This window comes from Burkholderia perseverans (assembly GCF_022870505.1).
In the GTDB taxonomy this organism is placed as follows: domain Bacteria; phylum Pseudomonadota; class Gammaproteobacteria; order Burkholderiales; family Burkholderiaceae; genus Burkholderia; species Burkholderia plantarii.
Genome location: NZ_CP045094.1, coordinates 1,495,857 through 1,511,524, shown reverse-complemented (window position 1 = coordinate 1,511,524; position 15,668 = coordinate 1,495,857). Strand labels below are relative to the sequence as shown.

At 71.2% G+C, this 15,668-nt stretch carries 16 protein-coding genes; 7 read left to right on the top strand and 9 right to left on the bottom strand.

The window, feature by feature from the left end; genetic code table 11:
* Window positions 1–86: 86 nt before the first annotated feature.
* From BpN12_RS21310 to BpN12_RS21290, 5 genes are all read right to left on the bottom strand, one after another.
* A complete protein-coding gene (locus tag BpN12_RS21310; RefSeq protein ID WP_246797432.1) occupies window positions 87–683 on the bottom strand; it encodes a hypothetical protein in 597 nt (198 codons plus the stop codon).
* A gap of 146 nt (window positions 684–829) precedes the next feature.
* Window positions 830–1,453, bottom strand: a complete 624-nt coding sequence (locus BpN12_RS21305; protein ID WP_425306357.1) for a DUF4142 domain-containing protein — start codon at window positions 1,451–1,453, stop codon at window positions 830–832.
* A 126-nt stretch (window positions 1,454–1,579) separates the two neighbouring features.
* Window positions 1,580–1,975 carry a BON domain-containing protein gene (locus BpN12_RS21300; protein ID WP_246797431.1) on the bottom strand — a complete coding sequence of 132 codons (396 nt, stop codon included), beginning with the start codon at window positions 1,973–1,975 and terminating at the stop codon, window positions 1,580–1,582.
* 298 nt (window positions 1,976–2,273) lie between these two features.
* A complete protein-coding gene (locus tag BpN12_RS21295; RefSeq protein ID WP_246797430.1) occupies window positions 2,274–4,640 on the bottom strand; it encodes a hybrid sensor histidine kinase/response regulator in 2,367 nt (788 codons plus the stop codon).
* A 121-nt stretch (window positions 4,641–4,761) separates the two neighbouring features.
* Window positions 4,762–6,126: a sigma-54-dependent transcriptional regulator gene (locus BpN12_RS21290; RefSeq protein WP_246797429.1), complete on the bottom strand. Its 1,365-nt coding sequence runs from the start codon at window positions 6,124–6,126 to the stop codon at window positions 4,762–4,764.
* A gap of 390 nt (window positions 6,127–6,516) precedes the next feature.
* On the opposite strand from BpN12_RS21290, the gene BpN12_RS21285 reads away from it, so the two are divergent.
* Window positions 6,517–7,500 carry a sigma-54 interaction domain-containing protein gene (locus BpN12_RS21285; protein ID WP_246797428.1) on the top strand — a complete coding sequence of 328 codons (984 nt, stop codon included), beginning with the start codon at window positions 6,517–6,519 and terminating at the stop codon, window positions 7,498–7,500.
* A gap of 51 nt (window positions 7,501–7,551) precedes the next feature.
* Here the strand turns inward: BpN12_RS21285 and BpN12_RS21280 are convergent, their stop codons facing one another.
* The 3 genes from BpN12_RS21280 to BpN12_RS21270 all read right to left on the bottom strand — a co-directional run bounded on the left by BpN12_RS21280 (window position 7,552) and on the right by BpN12_RS21270 (window position 9,435).
* On the bottom strand, window positions 7,552–8,592 hold the full coding sequence (locus BpN12_RS21280; protein WP_246797427.1) for a BON domain-containing protein: 1,041 nt from the start codon (window positions 8,590–8,592) through the stop codon (window positions 7,552–7,554).
* 121 nt (window positions 8,593–8,713) lie between these two features.
* Window positions 8,714–9,082 (bottom strand): chemotaxis protein, encoded by a 369-nt coding sequence (locus BpN12_RS21275; RefSeq protein WP_246797426.1) that lies wholly within the window; start codon window positions 9,080–9,082, stop codon window positions 8,714–8,716.
* Window positions 9,083–9,192: 110 nt separating this feature from the next.
* Window positions 9,193–9,435 carry a hypothetical protein gene (locus BpN12_RS21270; RefSeq protein WP_246797425.1) on the bottom strand — a complete coding sequence of 81 codons (243 nt, stop codon included), beginning with the start codon at window positions 9,433–9,435 and terminating at the stop codon, window positions 9,193–9,195.
* Window positions 9,436–9,698: 263 nt separating this feature from the next.
* Between BpN12_RS21270 and BpN12_RS21265 the strand changes: the two genes are divergently transcribed.
* Window positions 9,699–10,022 (top strand): hypothetical protein, encoded by a 324-nt coding sequence (locus BpN12_RS21265; protein WP_246797424.1) that lies wholly within the window; start codon window positions 9,699–9,701, stop codon window positions 10,020–10,022.
* A gap of 133 nt (window positions 10,023–10,155) precedes the next feature.
* On the opposite strand, the gene BpN12_RS21260 is transcribed toward BpN12_RS21265, so the two are convergent.
* A complete protein-coding gene (locus BpN12_RS21260) occupies window positions 10,156–11,154 on the bottom strand; it encodes a GlxA family transcriptional regulator (RefSeq protein WP_246797423.1) in 999 nt (332 codons plus the stop codon).
* 141 nt (window positions 11,155–11,295) lie between these two features.
* Between BpN12_RS21260 and BpN12_RS21255 the strand changes: the two genes are divergently transcribed.
* The 5 genes from BpN12_RS21255 (at window position 11,296) to BpN12_RS21230 (ending at window position 15,639) form a co-directional block, all read left to right on the top strand.
* Window positions 11,296–11,580 carry a DUF1272 domain-containing protein gene (locus tag BpN12_RS21255; protein WP_246797422.1) on the top strand — a complete coding sequence of 95 codons (285 nt, stop codon included), beginning with the start codon at window positions 11,296–11,298 and terminating at the stop codon, window positions 11,578–11,580.
* 31 nt (window positions 11,581–11,611) lie between these two features.
* Window positions 11,612–12,301: a DJ-1/PfpI family protein gene (locus tag BpN12_RS21250; RefSeq protein WP_246797421.1), complete on the top strand. Its 690-nt coding sequence runs from the start codon at window positions 11,612–11,614 to the stop codon at window positions 12,299–12,301.
* A gap of 408 nt (window positions 12,302–12,709) precedes the next feature.
* Window positions 12,710–14,485 (top strand): S10 family serine carboxypeptidase-like protein, encoded by a 1,776-nt coding sequence (locus tag BpN12_RS21240; RefSeq protein ID WP_425306356.1) that lies wholly within the window; start codon window positions 12,710–12,712, stop codon window positions 14,483–14,485.
* A 63-nt stretch (window positions 14,486–14,548) separates the two neighbouring features.
* A complete protein-coding gene (locus tag BpN12_RS21235) occupies window positions 14,549–14,950 on the top strand; it encodes a hypothetical protein (protein ID WP_042624440.1) in 402 nt (133 codons plus the stop codon).
* Between the two features lie 242 nt (window positions 14,951–15,192).
* Window positions 15,193–15,639 carry a hypothetical protein gene (locus tag BpN12_RS21230; protein ID WP_198249557.1) on the top strand — a complete coding sequence of 149 codons (447 nt, stop codon included), beginning with the start codon at window positions 15,193–15,195 and terminating at the stop codon, window positions 15,637–15,639.
* Window positions 15,640–15,668 lie beyond the last annotated feature (29 nt).

Genomic DNA, 15,668 nt, shown 5'->3' with positions numbered 1-15,668 from the left:
CGTCCTTCACGGACGCTCTCTTTTTATCCGGCGACGCATCACGCCGCCGCCGCGTGCCGGCCCCGCGGCTTACCCCCGCGCGCCGCTCAATGCGCCAGCCCGCGCCGTTCGTCCGCGTCGCCCTGCGCCGGCCCCGGTGCTACCTCCTCGGGCGGCGGCAGCACGGCGGCGAGTCCGAGCGCGTCGAGCCACAGCTCGCGCGACCAGCCGCGCGTATGCAGCACGCGCGGCTCGCCGTCGGCCTCGATGGCCTCCACCATGTCCTTCAGCACCTGCGCGACGGGCCCCGTGATGCGCTCGGCCGCGATGCCGAGCAGCGTGCGGTTCAGCTGGTCCTTGGTCTCGACCAGCAGCACGCATTCGGCCGCCACGCGCTCGGCGGCGGCGCGGTCGTCGCCCTGCGCCGCGTAGGCAATCACCTCGAGCAGCGACTTGCCGAGCGCGGCGGCGGCGGTGCGGCCGCGCGACGTGGTGTCGGCATCGAGCCCGAGCGCGTCGAACGCCGTGCCGAGCAGCTGCGCCCGGCGCCGCGCCGCGTCGCGATGTGCGCGCCACTCGGCGCCGAGTTCATCGCGCGTCGCGCAGGCCAGCGCGGCGTCGTAGACGGCGATCGCGCGCAGCGTGGTTTCGCGCGTCTGATACAGCAGTTGATTCAGCCCTTCGCGATCGAACGGGGTCGTCATCGTGGTACCTCCCTCGTATCCGGCATCAACATGCCTCGCCTCCCCCGCCAGCCTCGCGGCCGGCCTGAAAGAAAACGGGCCGCGGCGCACGCGCCCTGGCCCGTTGGCGCCGTGCGGTCGGCCGACCGCACGGCGCTCGCCGTCCGTCAGTTGCCCAGCTGCTGCGCGAGCTTCTGCGCGGCGGCCAGGTGCTTGCGCAGCATCGGCAGGCCCTGCTGCGCGAACGCGCGCAACTCGGTCGAGTGGCCGCCGCGCGCCTCCGCCTCGAACAGACGGATCGCCTGCCAGTGCGCGGCCGGCCCTGCCACCGCCACGTAGGCGAGATCGAAATCGTGGCCCTGCTTGCCGCGCAGCGCCTCGACGTCGGGATCGACGATCTTCGCCGCCTGCGCCGGCACGCCCTGCTTCGCGGCGATCACGCGCAGCTGCTCGTTGGCGCGGCCGTGGTCGTCGAGCATCATCTTCGCGAACTCGCGCACCGCCGGCGACGCCGAATGCTCGATCGCGAGCTGGCTCGCCTGCACCTCGCGCTTGCCGGCCAGCGAGGCCTTGTCGACGAACTCCGGATCGATGCCCTGCGGGCGCTTCGCGATCCCGGTGTCGCCGACCGGGGAGGCCGGCTTGACGATCTCCGCGCCGACCCGCGGGTCCGCCGCGGGCGGATCGTGCGGTGTCGGGTTCGGGTCGGTCTGGGCGGATGCCGCGAAGGCCGCGCCGAGCGCGGCGGCGATTGCCGCCGCGCGCCATGCTCTGGTACATCGTTTCATCATCGCTCTCCTGATCGCATTGCGGACCGCGCCGGCGCGCCAGGCGCCGGCGCGATCATGGAAACCACGGACGAAATCAGGACGAACCACCGGGGCGAATCACGCACGACTTCGCCCGCAGCGGCGCGCCTAGCGCGCGTGGATGGTCAACTGGTCCTCCACCCCGCGCACGCCGTCCACGCTCTTCACGGCGGCGATCGCGAGCGGGCGCTGCGACTCGTCGGGCACGCTGCCGGTGAGCGTCACCTTGCCGTTCCTCGTACTGACGTGGACGTCGCCCGAGTCAAGCCCGCTCGCCTGCACCAGCGCGGCCTTCGCCTTGGTGGTGAGGGTCATGTCGTGCATCTTCGCGCCGGCCGAGTGCGTCGCGGACGACAGCGTGTCACCGCTGTCCGCCGCGTTCGCATCGAACGCGGCACCGGCGCAGAAGGCGGTGGCCGCCGTCAGCGCGACCGCCAGGAGGCGGCGTGCCGGATGCCGCCGGCGCGGCGTCGACAGGAACTGGCGTGCGAGGCGGTGTGTCATCGTGATCTCCCTGGCTCAAGCCGGCCCGGCGCCGGCGGTACCTGTCGGCCCGCAACGCCCGTTCCCGGCCGCGCGGCCGCACCGCGCCGGGGGCCGCGGCCAGGGGCGCGCTTTTCGGCAAGCTGATTGCAAGATTTACGAGGTGCGCGGCGCGTGCGGGAGCGGTGCGCGAGGAGGAAATGCGGCGGGAAGCACGACGGGGCAAGCGGGGCGGCCCCCGGCGGATGCCGGGGCGGCCCGTTCAGCGCCCGGCTCCGCGCGCGAAGCGAGGAACCGGGACGCGGAACCGGACGCGGACTCAGTCGGGCAGCCGCGAGCCGAGCGCCTGCTTCGGCGGCAACGCGCGCGGCGGCAGCGCCTCGCCGCGCGCCTGCGTGGTGCGCACGATCTCGCGCGCGAGCAGCTGGATGTCGACCGGCTTGCACAGGTAGCCGTCGAAGCCGGCGGCCAGCACGCGCCGCTCGTCGGCCTGCCCGGCGTGAGCGGTCACGGCCAGCACCGGCGCGGCCGTGTAGCTGCCGCCGCGCAGCGCGTCGAGCAGCCAGAAGCCGTCGCCGTCCGGCATCGCGAGGTCGGACAGCACCACGGTCGGCCGCGCGGCCTCGATCCTGGCGAGCGCGTCGCGCCCCGACTCGGCCACCACGATCTCGGCGCCGAGCGTGGCGAGCGCGGTGGCGAGGCTGGTGCGCGAGGTGGCGTCGTCGTCGACCAGCAGGATGCGCTGGCCGTCGAGGTGCAGCCGCTCGTGGGTGGCGGGCGCGCTCGCCGTCGTCTGGCTGGCCCAGGTCAGCGCGCCGGCCGGCTGCCAGCCGGCCGGCAGCGCGACCTCGAAGGTAGTGCCGCGCCCGGTGCCGTCGCTCGTCACGCGCGCGCTGCCGCCATGCAGCTCGGCGATGTGGCGCACGATCGACAGGCCCAGCCCGAGGCCGCGGCGCGGCGAGGCCGGCGACCCCTCGGCGCGCCGGAACGCCTCGAACACGTGCGGCAGGAATTCCGGCGCCACGCCCTGCCCCGTGTCGGTCACGCTCAGCAGCGCGCGCGTGTCCTCGCGCACCAGCGCGACCGTCACGTGGCCGCCGCGCGGCGTGAACTTGAACGCGTTCGACAGCAGGTTCGAGAGCATCTGCCTGAGCCGCTCGGCGTCGCCCGACACGATGCAGGTCTCGAGCGCGCAGCGCGTCTCGAGCGTGATGCCCTCGTTGGCCGCCGTGGTGCCGAGCGAGCCGGTGGCGTCGGCCACCACGCGCACCAGGTCGACCGGCATCGGGTCGAGCCGCAGCTTGCCGGTGGCGAGCGACGAGGCGTCGAGCAGGTCGGCCACCATCCGCGACAGCGAACGCGCGCTGCGGTCGATCGCGTCGATCGCCTGGCGCTGCAGCGCCTCGGCCACCGGGTTGCGCATCACCTCCACCCAGCCGTAGATCACGTTGAGCGGCGTGCGCAGCTCGTGCGAGACGATCGCGAGCAGCTCGTCCTTGAGGCGGTTCGAGGTGTCGGCCTGGCGCCGCGCGTCGCGCGCGCCGCGCAGCCGATGATGATTGCGGCGCTCGCGGCGGCGCTGCATGCCCGTGTCGCGCAGCGTCAGCGACAGCGCCACGCAGACGTTTTCGTCGTCGAACACGGGCGAGGCCGCCAGCGTCGCGCGGAACCGCACGCCATCCTCGCGCAGGCACAGCAGGTCGACGCCGCCCACCGCGTCATGCACGTCGCGCACCGCCACGTCGAGCGGATGGCGGTGCTGCCAGCGCGGCGCGACCAGCATGCCGGCGTCGCGGCCGAGCGCCTGCGCCTCGGCATAGCCGAACATGCGCTGCGCGGCCGGGTTCCAGCTCGTGATCAGGCGGTCGGCGCCCACCCCGATGATCGCGTCGGGCGACGCATCGACGAGCCGCCGCAGCATCTGGTTCGCCGTGGCGCGCTCGTGATCGGCGCTGACGTCGCGCAGCACCAGCACCGCGCCGCTGCGCACGCCGTCGGGGTCGCGCAGCGGCGAGGCGACGGCCGCCACCGGAATCCGCGCGGCATGCCCGGCGGGCCGCAGCCACAGCAGGTCGGAGGCGCTGCCCTCGCCGCCGCCGAGCACGCGCTCGAGCACGGTGGTCGAGCGCGTGCCCGCGCCATGGCCGTCGTTGCCGTGCAGCGCGTCGGTCAGCGCGCGGCCGCGCGCGGCGCCCGCGTCGAGATCGGCGAGCGCGGCCGCGGCCGGGTTCAGATAGGTCACGCGGCCGGCCGGATCGGTAACGATCACGCCCTGCGTCAGCGACGCGAGCATCGCCTCGTACTGCTGGCGCGCGGCGGCCTCGCGGCGGCGCAGCGCATCGTTGGTCAGCCGCGAATGGCGGAACGCGGCCACCACCGCGCAGACCACCCCCGACACCAGCAGGAACAGCCCGATCTGCATCGCCTGCATGGCGGGCGACAGCGGATAGGCGTGCGGGTCGCCGACGAACAGCAGCCAGATCAGCAGCGCGCTCGCGAGCGACGCGACGAGGCCGGCGCCGAACGAAACCGTCCACGCCACGCCCGCGATGAACGGGTAGTAGAGCAGCAGCGGCATGTTCGGCCCGCCATAGTGGACGAGCAGCGACTGCAGCACCGTCGCCATCGCGACCAGCGCGGCACCCGTCATGCCGTTGCGAATCCAGCCTGATTGCATTTGGGTCATCCGTTCGATTCCCGTCCAGGCCGCCGCTGCGCCGGCCGGACGCCTCCGCCGGCCGCCATGGCGGCCCACCCTGCCCTGGATGTCGGAACGTCACGCGCCGGCGCCAAGGCCGGTGCGGCGCTCACGACGTGGTCTTGTCTCCGCCCTCGAGCTGCGCGAGGCGGTTGTAGATCGTCTTCAGGCTGATGTCGAGCACCTCGGCCGCGTGCGTCTTCACCCCGCCGCACTGCGCCAGCGTGCCGAGGATCACGCGCCGGTCGACTTCCTCGAGCGTGGTGCCGAACGGCACCGACACCGTGTCGTCGGCGCCCGCCGCATCGCCCGACACCTCGGCCATGATCGGCGGCGGCAGCGTGTCGATCACCTCGCCGTCGTTGAAGATGCTCGCGCGCTGCACGAAGTTGCGCAGCTCGCGCACGTTGCCGGGCCACTCGTAGCCGGCGAGCGCCGCCAGCGCGGCGGGTGCGAAGCGCATCTTGCGGCCGCTCTCCTCGTTGAGCCGGTTCAGGAACGCCACGGCCAGCATCGGGATGTCGTCGCCGCGTTCGCGCAGCGACGGCAGCGTGATCGGGAATACGTTGATGCGGTGATAGAGGTCGGGGCGCAGCCGGCCCTCGGCCATCGCGGCCTCGGGATCGCGGTTGGTGGCGGCCACGATCCGCACGTCCACGTCGAGCTCGCGCGCCGAGCCGAGCCGCGTGAGGCGCCCGGTTTCAAGCACGCGCAGCAGCTTGACCTGCGACTCCATCGGCATCTCGGTGATTTCGTCGAGGAACAGCGTGCCGCCGTCGGCGCGCTCGAAGAAGCCCTTGTGCTGGCGGTCCGCGCCCGTGAAGCTGCCGCGGTCGTGGCCGAACATCTCGCTCTCGACCAGGTTCGCCGCGATCGCCCCGCAGTTGATCGCGAGGAACGGCCCCTTGCGGCGCAGGCTCAGGTCGTGGATGGTCTGCGCGGCCAGTTCCTTGCCGGTGCCGGACTCGCCCTTGAGCAGCACCGACGCCTCGGTGCTCGCCACGCGGCTGATCGCGTCGTACATCGCCTGCATCGGCGGCGAATTGCCGAGCATCCGGCCGAAGCGGCCCAGCTGCTTCAGCTCGCTGCGCAGCGAGGCGATCTCCTCGTGCAGCACGCTGGTGCGCGGCACGCGCGCGAAGATCGCGTTGAGCCGCTGCATGTTGAGCGGCTTGACGAGGTAGTCGGTCGCGCCGCGCCGCAAGGCGTCGATCGCGGTCTCGAGGCTCGCGTGGCCGGTAGTCAGCACCATCTCGCAGTGAACGCCCTTCGGCAGCTCGTCGAACAGGTCGATGCCGCTGCCGTCGGGCAGCACCAGATCGCACAGCACGAGATCCGGCGTGTGCTGGGCGATCAGCTCGCGCGCCTGCGCCAGCGTCGCCGCGGTATCGCAGGTCAGCTGCTGCGTCTGCGCGAGCGCGGAAAGCATGTCACGGGTATCGGCGTCGTCTTCGACGACCAGAATGTAGGGCATTGACGCTCCATCGCGGAACACGCGCCGGCGAGCCGCGAAGGCTCGCCTGTCGGCGACGTGCTATATCGGGTAACGGTCGAATAACGGGTCGGGCAGCAGTCGAATCGAAATCGGAAACGATGACCGATGGCGCGCACGAAGTCGGTAACGATGACAGATCGCGGCGGCCGTGCCAGCAGCTCATGACCTGTTGAATAGACCTTCGGTGAGTATAGGGGACAACGCCGTAGCGCCGGGCATTATCGGTTTTTTCTATCCGCTATAGCGTTGCACATTGGAAATTTCAATTCATTAAGCGCGGCAGGATTCGATACGCTTGCGGTTATAAAAATTACACGCTGCGCGGTGACCGTCCACGGAGGCGCCTCCTTTCTACCACGAGAACCATCCATGTCGAGACTCACTAGCGAAGGCCGTCGTCTGGCCGGCTCCTCGCCGCGCATCCAGGCGCTGCTGTCGAAGATCGAGAAGATCGCCGCGACCCGCGCGAGCGTGCTGATCGTCGGCGAAAGCGGCGCGGGCAAGGACATCGCCGCGCGCCTCGTCCACGATTCGAGCCCGCGCGCGAACGGCCCGTTCGTCGCCGTGAACTGCGGCGCGATCCCCGCCGACATCGCCGAATCGCAGCTGTTCGGCCACGAGAAAGGCAGCTTCACCGGCGCGGCCGCGCAACACATCGGTTTCTTCGAGGCCGCGCGCGGCGGCACGATCTTCCTCGACGAAATCGCCGAGATGCCGCGCGACCTGCAGGTCAAGCTGCTGCGCGCGCTCGAATCGAACACCATCATGCGCGTGGGCGGCACCGAGACGATCGCGCTCGACGTGCGCGTGGTGGCCGCCACCCACCACAATCCCGCCGACGCGATCCGCGACGGGCGCCTGCGCGAGGATCTGTTCTACCGGCTCGCGGCGATGGCGCTGCACGTGCCGGCGCTGCGCCACCGCGACGGCGACGTCGAGGAGATCGCGCGCGCGCTGATCGACACGCTCAACGCGCAGCACGGCACCAGCAAGGCGCTCTCGGCACAGGCGCTCAAGCTGCTGCGCAGCTACCCGTGGCCCGGCAACGTGCGCGAGCTGCGCAACACCATCGAACGCGCGTTCATCCTCGCCGACGACACCATCGAACTCGACCTGCCGCGTCAGCTGCCGCCGCGCGCCGACGTGCGCGACAATGTCATGTCGCTGCCGCTCGGCGCGACGCTCGCGCATGCGCAGCAGCGCTTCATCATGGCGTCGCTGCGGCACTTCGAAGGCGACAAGCCGCGCACGGCGAAGGCGCTCGGCATCAGCCTGAAAACGCTCTACAACCGGCTCGCGCTGATGCGCGAACATGGACTGCAGCACGAACTCGACGAGAGCGCGCGCCGCTAGGCACGCGCGCTCGCATCGACGCGACACGGCGGACCGCGCCGCCCGTCCCGGTCAGTGCCGCTGCCGGTCCGCCTCGGGGCCGGCCGGTCCGGTCGACGGTTCGGCCGCGCCCGCCGGCCCGATCGCGCCGGACGGATGCGCGGCCGGCGCGGGCGAGTCCGCCGGCGAAGACGGCAGCGTCGGCTGCGCTTCGCGCGGCACCGGATAGGGTTCGTCGCCGGACGCGACGCGCGCCACGCGCACGCGATTGTCGACGTCGCGCACCCATACGCAGCTGTCGGCCAGATCCTCGATCTCGTGCTTCATCCAGCGCTCCGGCACGGTGCCGTCGAGCTGCACGCAGGCATCCGTCACGGTCACGCTGACCTCGCTGACGTCGATGTCGATCGCATAGGCGAGCCGCTCGCAGACGTCCTCGCGAATCCGTTCGTCCGAGCGCGTGTAGCCCTTCGGCCCGCGCAGCCGCGGCGCCGTGCTGGCCGTGCGCGCGGCGCGGCCCGCCTCGCGCGCCGGATGCCCGGGCGGGTCGTAGCGCGCGTGGGACGGCGCGCCATGGCCACCGCGGCTGCGCTCTTCCGGATAATGCGGTTCGGCGCGGCGGCTGCCGCGTGCGTCGTGGAGCACGCCGCCGCGTTCGCCGCCGCGCGGCGGCGAAGGCGCAGCGCGTTGCGGGCCGCCGTAGGGGCGTGACTCGCCGTAGGCACGTGCCTCGTCGCGCCCGTGTTCATCGCGCCGCGCGCCCGGTCGGTCGCGATCGTTGTCATAGCCGGGTTCGTAGCCGGAATCCCGGCCGACGGCACGGCCGGAATCGCGCTCGACATCGCGGCCGCCGCGCGCCTCGGGCGAGCGTCCGCCCGCGTCGGCCTGCGCCCAGCCGCGCTCGTCGCGCCAGCGGCGCTCGTCGATGCGATCGGCGGGCCGCTGCTCGCGCGCGTCGTGCAGATCGATCTCGCGTTCGTCGTCGGGCAGCAGCACGTCGTCGTAATGCGGCAGGTCGTTCTCGTCGTTGCCCCAATACGCGCGTTCGTTGCGCTCCTGCCAGTTGGCCGGCCCGCGCATGTCACGCGAGCGGTTCGGATGGCGTCGTTGCATCGCATGCCTCCTCGATCGGTTCGCGGGCAGGTGGTCCGGCACCGGATCCGGCACCGGGCCCCCTCTCCGCGCTTGGCTTCCGTTGACCTCAAAACTTCAAACGATTGAAAGAATTCCCGGCTCAGCGCCGCAGGCCGCGCTCGGCCTCGGCGCGTGCGCGGGCCTCGGCGTCCTCGAGCGCTTCCGCCTCGTCGGCGATCGAGTCGGTGCGGTCGGGCTCGATGTCCCCGCTGTCGACCAGCGTCGAATCGCCGTCGGCCGAGGCACGCTCGCCGGTGCCGGCGCGATCGGTGCCGGCCGCGCCGGCCGCCTCGCCGCGCTCGAGCGCATGCGCGTCGAGTTCGCTGTCGATGTCGAACGGGCGACGCTTCGCGCCGCGCGTATCGCTGCCGCTGTCGGACGAATCGCTCGGGCCGAGCGTGTCGCCCTCGGGCGTGCCGCTCGCGCCGGAATCGAGCGGCGTGTTGTCGGGATTCAGGGTGCTGCTCATGCGGCCTCCGTCAGGTTGCGCCGGACGCCCACCGCGCCGGCGAACAGGTGAATGAGCGCGCCCGCGTTCGAGCGGACGCGCCCGTCATCGCTTGCCGTGATCGCCTGCCGTCAGCCGCCCGAGGCGGGAGCGGCACTCGATGCGCCGGACGCGTCGGATGCCGCGCCCGCATCGGACGAGGCGGCCGGCGGCGCCATCGGCGCCGGCGACACGCCGCTGGCCGCGTCCGCCTGCGATGCCTCGCTCGACGCGGCCGGCGCGCCGGCCGTTCCCGTGTTGTCGCTCTGCTTCGAACAGCCCGCGGCAGCCAGCAGCCCCGCGCACAGCGCGCTCATCGCCAGGGTGCGCCACACGGCTCGTGTCGGATCGAATTGCATAGGACCTCCGGTGGTGAATGGAACACCCTGTGCAGCAAGCGCCATGCCGCGCCTGCCAGCGGCCGGGCATGGCGCTTGCTCGAGCGCTGCGAGGTCCGGAACGAGCCCGGGAACGCATCGGCAGCACCGAACGGAAGCAACGAAGCACCCCGCCGCCGCATCGCCGGCCGAATCACGCCGGCGCGATTTTCGACCGGACCGCACCGGCACCGGCCGTTTTCAGCAAGGAGGATTTCGCCGTGACACAAGTCGACCTGCTTCGTTACCTCGTGACGGGTCAGTTGGTTGCGCGCATCCAGAACGGGCGCTGGATGCCGCCCGACCGCGTCGTCACCACCACCCGCACCTGGCTCGCCAGCCATCGCGTCGAATGTGACTGGCTCGACCGGATCCGGATCGCGATGGCCGCGCGTGGCCTCGCCTGCGAAATCTACGACGTCGCGACCTCGGGCGACGGCGCCGGCCTCGCCGACGGCCTGCTCGCCGACGAAGGTTCGCCGCAGATGGAAGCGCTGCGCGCGCGCTGCGAACACTATCTGCAACGGCTGCAGCGCAGCCACTGACCACTCATGCGCGCCGCGCGCGGCCGCACCGCCGTGCCGGTTCACGGCCGGTAACGGCGCCCCCTCCCGCCAGGCCGACGCCCGGCCCGCCGCCGGCATCGCCCCCAGGCCAGCCCCGCGCGTCAGCCGCGCATCACGCGGCCCGCCACGCGCTGGGCGCGAGCGGCTCGACCTGTCGCCATGCGGTGCGAAACGCCTGCACGCTCGCGAACCCGCAGGCCTCGGCGACGCGCTCGACGCTCGCGTCGCTGTCGCGCAGCAGCTGCCGCGCGCGGGCGATCCGCAACTGCTGGTGGTAGGCCTTCAGCGTGATCCCGCAGGCATCGCGAAAACGCCGCGCGAGATGCCGGTAGCTCAGCGCGAACCGCGCGGCCAGTTCCGTGTACGGCAGCGCGCAGCCCGGCTCGGCGACGAGGAAATCCTGCACCGCGTGGATCACGTCCTGATCGTGGTCGCGGTAGCGCAGTTGCGTGTCGAGCGCCGGGTCGCCGCTCATCCGCCGAAACGGCACCACGTTCTCGCGCGCCACGGCGACCGCCGCGGCGGCGCCGAAGTGCCGCGCGATCAGGTGCAGCGCGAGATCGATCCCGGCCGACACGCCGGCCGAGGTCACGAGCGTGCCTTCGTCGACCAGCAGCCGGTTGGCGCGCACGCGCGCTTCCGGATGGCGCCGCTGCAGGCGCGCCAGATGGCTGTGATGGGTGGTGCAGTCGCGGCCGTCGAGCAGCCCCGCCGCGCCGAGCAGGTACGCGCCGGTGCAGACGCTCGCGATCACGACCCGCTCGCGCAGCGGCGCCACCACGCGCGCGAGCCAGCCGGTGATCGCCTCGTGCTCGGCCGACAGCGGCGCGCGAAAGTCGTAGCGCGAACCGATCACGATCACCCAGTCGCCGGCCGCCACGCGCGCCGGCAACGGCGCGAGGCCGGCGAGCGCCACGCCCTGGTAGCTCGTCAGCGTATTCGAGGCGGCCACGCAGCAGGCCGTCACGGGCGCGATGCCGAGCGGCGCGAGCGAGGCGATCACCTGCAGCGGGCCGCCCAGGTCGAGCATGTGGACGCGCGGCGGCAGCACGAGCCAGACGCGTCTGGGCGGCCGCGCAGCGGGTGGGGACAGCGGGGACGGACGAGACATGCGGGCTCCGGACAGCGGCTTGCATCGATGGCAGGAATTTTTCCATTCCTGTCAGGAACCGGTATTGTCACCGATTATGGTGAAAACTACGATGGCACGAAATCGCCTATCGATGTGAATGTGAGGTCCCCGGAGCCGCCCATGCTGGAACTACGCCCGACCTGCGAACACTGCGCGAAGCCGCTGCCGCCCGAGGCGCCGGACGCGCGCATCTGCAGCTACGAATGCACGTTCTGCGCCGCCTGCGTCGAGCAGGTGCTGCTCGACGTCTGCCCGAACTGCGGCGGCGGTTTCGCGCCGCGTCCGATCCGCCCCGCATCGCGCCTGGCCCGCCATCCGAGCGCGACGGAGACGACCCATCACCGGGTCGACCCGGTCGCGCACGCGGCGTTCGCGGCCCGCTGCGCGGCGGGTCTCGCCGACTGAACCGTTTCCTACCGATCACCCGGAGCCCGTCATGCCCTGTCGAATCGCACTCCTGATGTTTCCCGGCGTCCAGGCCCTCGACCTGGTCGGCCCGCACGACGTGTTCGCGGCGCTGCCCGACACCACGGTCCATCGCGTCGCGAAAAGCACCGCGCCGCTCGCCGCCGCGCACGGCCTGGTGCTGACGCCCGACACCGATTTCGACGCCTGCCCCGAGGTCGACGTGCTGTGCGTGCCGGGCGGCGCCGGCATCGGCGAGCTGCTGCTCGACGAGGCGACGCTCGCGTTCGTGCGGCGCGCGGCAGCCTCGGCGCGCTACGTGACGTCGGTCTGCACCGGCGCGCTGGTGCTCGGCGCCGCGGGCCTGCTGCGCGGCCGCCGCGCGACCACCCACTGGGCCTCGCTGCCGCTGCTCGCGCCATTCGGCGCGACGCCGGTGCGCGAACGCGTGGTACGCGACGGGCGGCTCGTCACGGGCGGCGGGGTCACGGCCGGCATCGACTTCGCGCTGACGATCGCCCGCGAGCTGCACGGCGACGCCATCGCGCAGGCCGCGCAACTGGCGATCGAATACGCGCCCGCGCCGCCGTTCGACGCGGGCCGCCCCGAGACGGCGCCAGTCGAGGTGGTCGATACCGTGAGGGCGCGCTACGCGCCGATCATCGCGGCGCGCGAGGCGCTGGTCGCGCAGGCAGCCGCGCGGCTCGCGGCCGGCCGGTGAAACCGGCGGGGCGGCGAAACCCATGAATTATCCGGAAACCGGCAATACACGCTGTAAATCAGTCGATCAAGCGGATTAATTCGGTGCCAGCCGGTTTCCACCATTTAGCCACCGACAATCAATGCTTTAATCCGGCACCGTATTAATTCGCGACTTTCAATCCCCTCTTCCCTGCCACGCCCCTCGCGGCTTTCCGCGCCGCAGCAAAGCCGCTTCACAAAACTCCACACGATTTCCCGCAATCTCCGATTGACGGCGGCATTTTTCATTCTTACGCTGCTTTGCGACCCACGCGAGTCGTTTCGATAAAGCAGTTCAATAAATAAATGAGGGCAATCCGGATTCACCGCGCCGGATTGGTTTGCCGTTCTGATTGATTTAAATAAATCGAAAGGAAAAGGAACAACAATGAAAGCAAAGACACAGGGTCTGGGTTCCGGATCGCGCCGCGCGATCCGGCAAATCGGAGGGGTCGTGCTGTCGTTGTCGGTGCTGGCGCTCAGCGCCTGCGGCGGCGACGGATCGAGCAGCGGCGTGGCGTCGATCGCCGCGTCGGCCGACCGTCCGCTCACCGACACGATCGCCTACTCGACCACCGCCAACGCGAGCCTGAGAGCCTCGCAGGCCGTCGAGTCGGCGGCCGTCATGCATCGCCAGTGGACGGGCGGCGGCACCACCGTCAACTACACGTCCACCACCGGCCACCTGATCGCGACCGATCCGAACGGCAAGCAGGAGGCGACCATGTCCTACGTCGCCTACACCGCGCCGAGCCAGAACGGCGCGCCGCGCCCCGTCACGTTCTTCTACAACGGCGGGCCGGGCTCGTCGTCGGTCTGGCTGCGGCTCGGCTCGTTCGCGCCGACGCGCGTGGCCACGCCCGACCCGCTGCTGACGAACTGGCCGAACTTCCCGCTCGTGAGCAATGACGAGAGCCTGATCGGCACCACCGACATGGTGTTCATCGATCCGCCCGGCACCGGCCTCTCCGAGGCGATCGCGCCGAACACCAACAAGACGTTCTGGACCACCGATTCCGACGTGCGCGTGATGCGCGACTTCATCCGCCGCTACGTGGCGGCGAACGGCCGCTCGACCTCGCCGCTGTACCTCTACGGCGAATCGTATGGCACGCCGCGCACCGACATGCTGGCGCTGTCGCTCGAATCGGCCGGCGTGAACCTGACCGGGATCGTGCTGCAGTCGTCGATCCTCAACTACTTCGCGGACCCGGGCGAGACCTACGCGATCACCAACGGCAACTCGAGCAGCACCGCGCTCGAGCTGAAGTACACGACCGACGGGATGATCGGCTATTTCCTCGGCTACGCGGAGGTGGCGGCCTACTTCAACCAGGTGTCGCCCGCGCCGACCAACCTCGGCACGTTCGCGCTGCAGATCCAGAACTTCGTGACCGCGCAGTACTCGCAGCTGGCGCAATACGCCCCGACGTTCTTCTTCGCCGGCTCGTCGCTGGTGCCAAACCCGAAGTTCCCGGACAACACGACGCTCTCGACCTGGTCGACCCAGACCAACCTGTCGATCGCCTCGCTGAACGCCTACTTCGGCAACGACTACTTCGGCACCTCGCTCGTGCCCGGCTCGACCATCGGCCGGTATGACGGCCGCGTGATCCTGCCGAGCAGCGATCCGCGACTCGCGCAGGATTCGGATCCGTCCGACATCCTGATCACGCAGCCGTTCACCAACACGCTGGCCACGCAGCTGCCCAACGAGCTCGGCTATTCGGCGCCGAACGCGACCTACGCGACGCTCAACGACAGCATCATCGGCGTATGGGACTTCAGCCACGCCGGGCAGGTGGTGCCGGACACGATTCCGGACCTGCTCGCCGCGCTGCGCCTGAACCCGCAGCTGAAGGTGCTGTCGGCGAACGGCTATCACGATCTCGCCACGCCGTTCTTCCTGACCGAGAACCAGCTCGCGCGGCTGCAGACGGTGCAGGGCCTGCAGGTGAACCTGCAGATGACGTTCTACCAGGGCGGCCACATGATCTATCTGGACAACGTCGCGCGGCCGCAGCTGCGCTCGGATCTCGTCTCGTTCTTCACGAACCAGTCGATCCCGAACGCGCTGTCGCTCGCGCAGCTGCCGGCGCCGTGGCCCGACGAAAGCCCGGCCGGCACGCCGACGCTGAACGCCGCGGCGATCGCCGCCCGCTGAACCCGGAACGCGCGGCGCCGCCCGCGGGCGGCCCGCGTTCGCGAACCCAACACGAGTCAAGCCATGATCCAATCGCCATCATCGATCTCGCGCCTCGCCGCGCTCCTCCTGTCGCTCGCGCTGCCGCTGCTGCCGGCCGCGCCGGCCTTCGCGGCGGCGCCGCAGGCCGTCTCCACGCCGGTGCCGCTCAAGGGCGGCGTGGACGGGCCGTTCTTCCCGCGTCAGCCGCTCGCCGCGCCGGCCGAGGCCACCACCGGCAACGACCTCTCGCAGCAGGCGCAGTCGCGGCTCGCCTCGAGCCTCGCCACCAACAGCGCGCTGGCCGACAATCAATCGATCACCAAGGCCCAGGCGCAGGCCAACGGGCTGCCGTTCATCGCGCAGCACTTCGACCAGATCGATACCGCGCACAGCGGCCGCGTGACGATGCAGGAAGTCCGGCAGTATCTGCAGCGGCAGCAGTAAGCCATGCAGTAGGCCGCGCGGTAGGCCACGCGCCGCGGCGGCCGGCGCCGGCCCGGTTTCGTGCCATGCGGGATGACACGGAGCCGGGCGGACGCTGCGCCGCCGCCGCGTTTTCGTTATGATCGGTAAAAAAGCCGGGCCGTCCGCCACATCGCGGCGCCCGGGCCGCGAGACGCGCGCCGGGATGCCGCTCACGCGGCACGACACCTCCCGGAATCACGACATTCACCGATCATCGACGCATGAACGCCTACCTTCGCACCGCGGCCGGCCTCGCCTGCGCCGTGCTGACCGCCCTCCCGCCGGCCGCGCCCGCCTTCGCCGCCGAGCCGAAACCGCTCGACGCCGCGCTCGACTGCTCGTCGAACGGCCATGACTTCATCGCTCCGCTCGCCGAGGCGGGCGACCTGCAGCCGAAGCCGATGCGCGTCGAATCGAATTCGATGAACGCGTTCCGCACCGCCCACCCGCTGACCGCCTACGGGTTCTCGGTGTTCGTGGTGGTCGGTTATCAGGAGAACGACCCGCTGTTCCAGCATGGCGACGGCAAGCCGATCGGCAAGTGGGGCTACGGCGTGGTGGTGCGCGGCAGCAAGAGTTCGGTGGAGGAAAAGGTGCGCGCGGCGGGCAGCGACGCAACGGTCAGGGAAGCGTTTCCGTTCCTGACCGCGATCGTCTGCACGCCCTAGCGGGCGCCGACGCGGCAACGCCGGAAGGC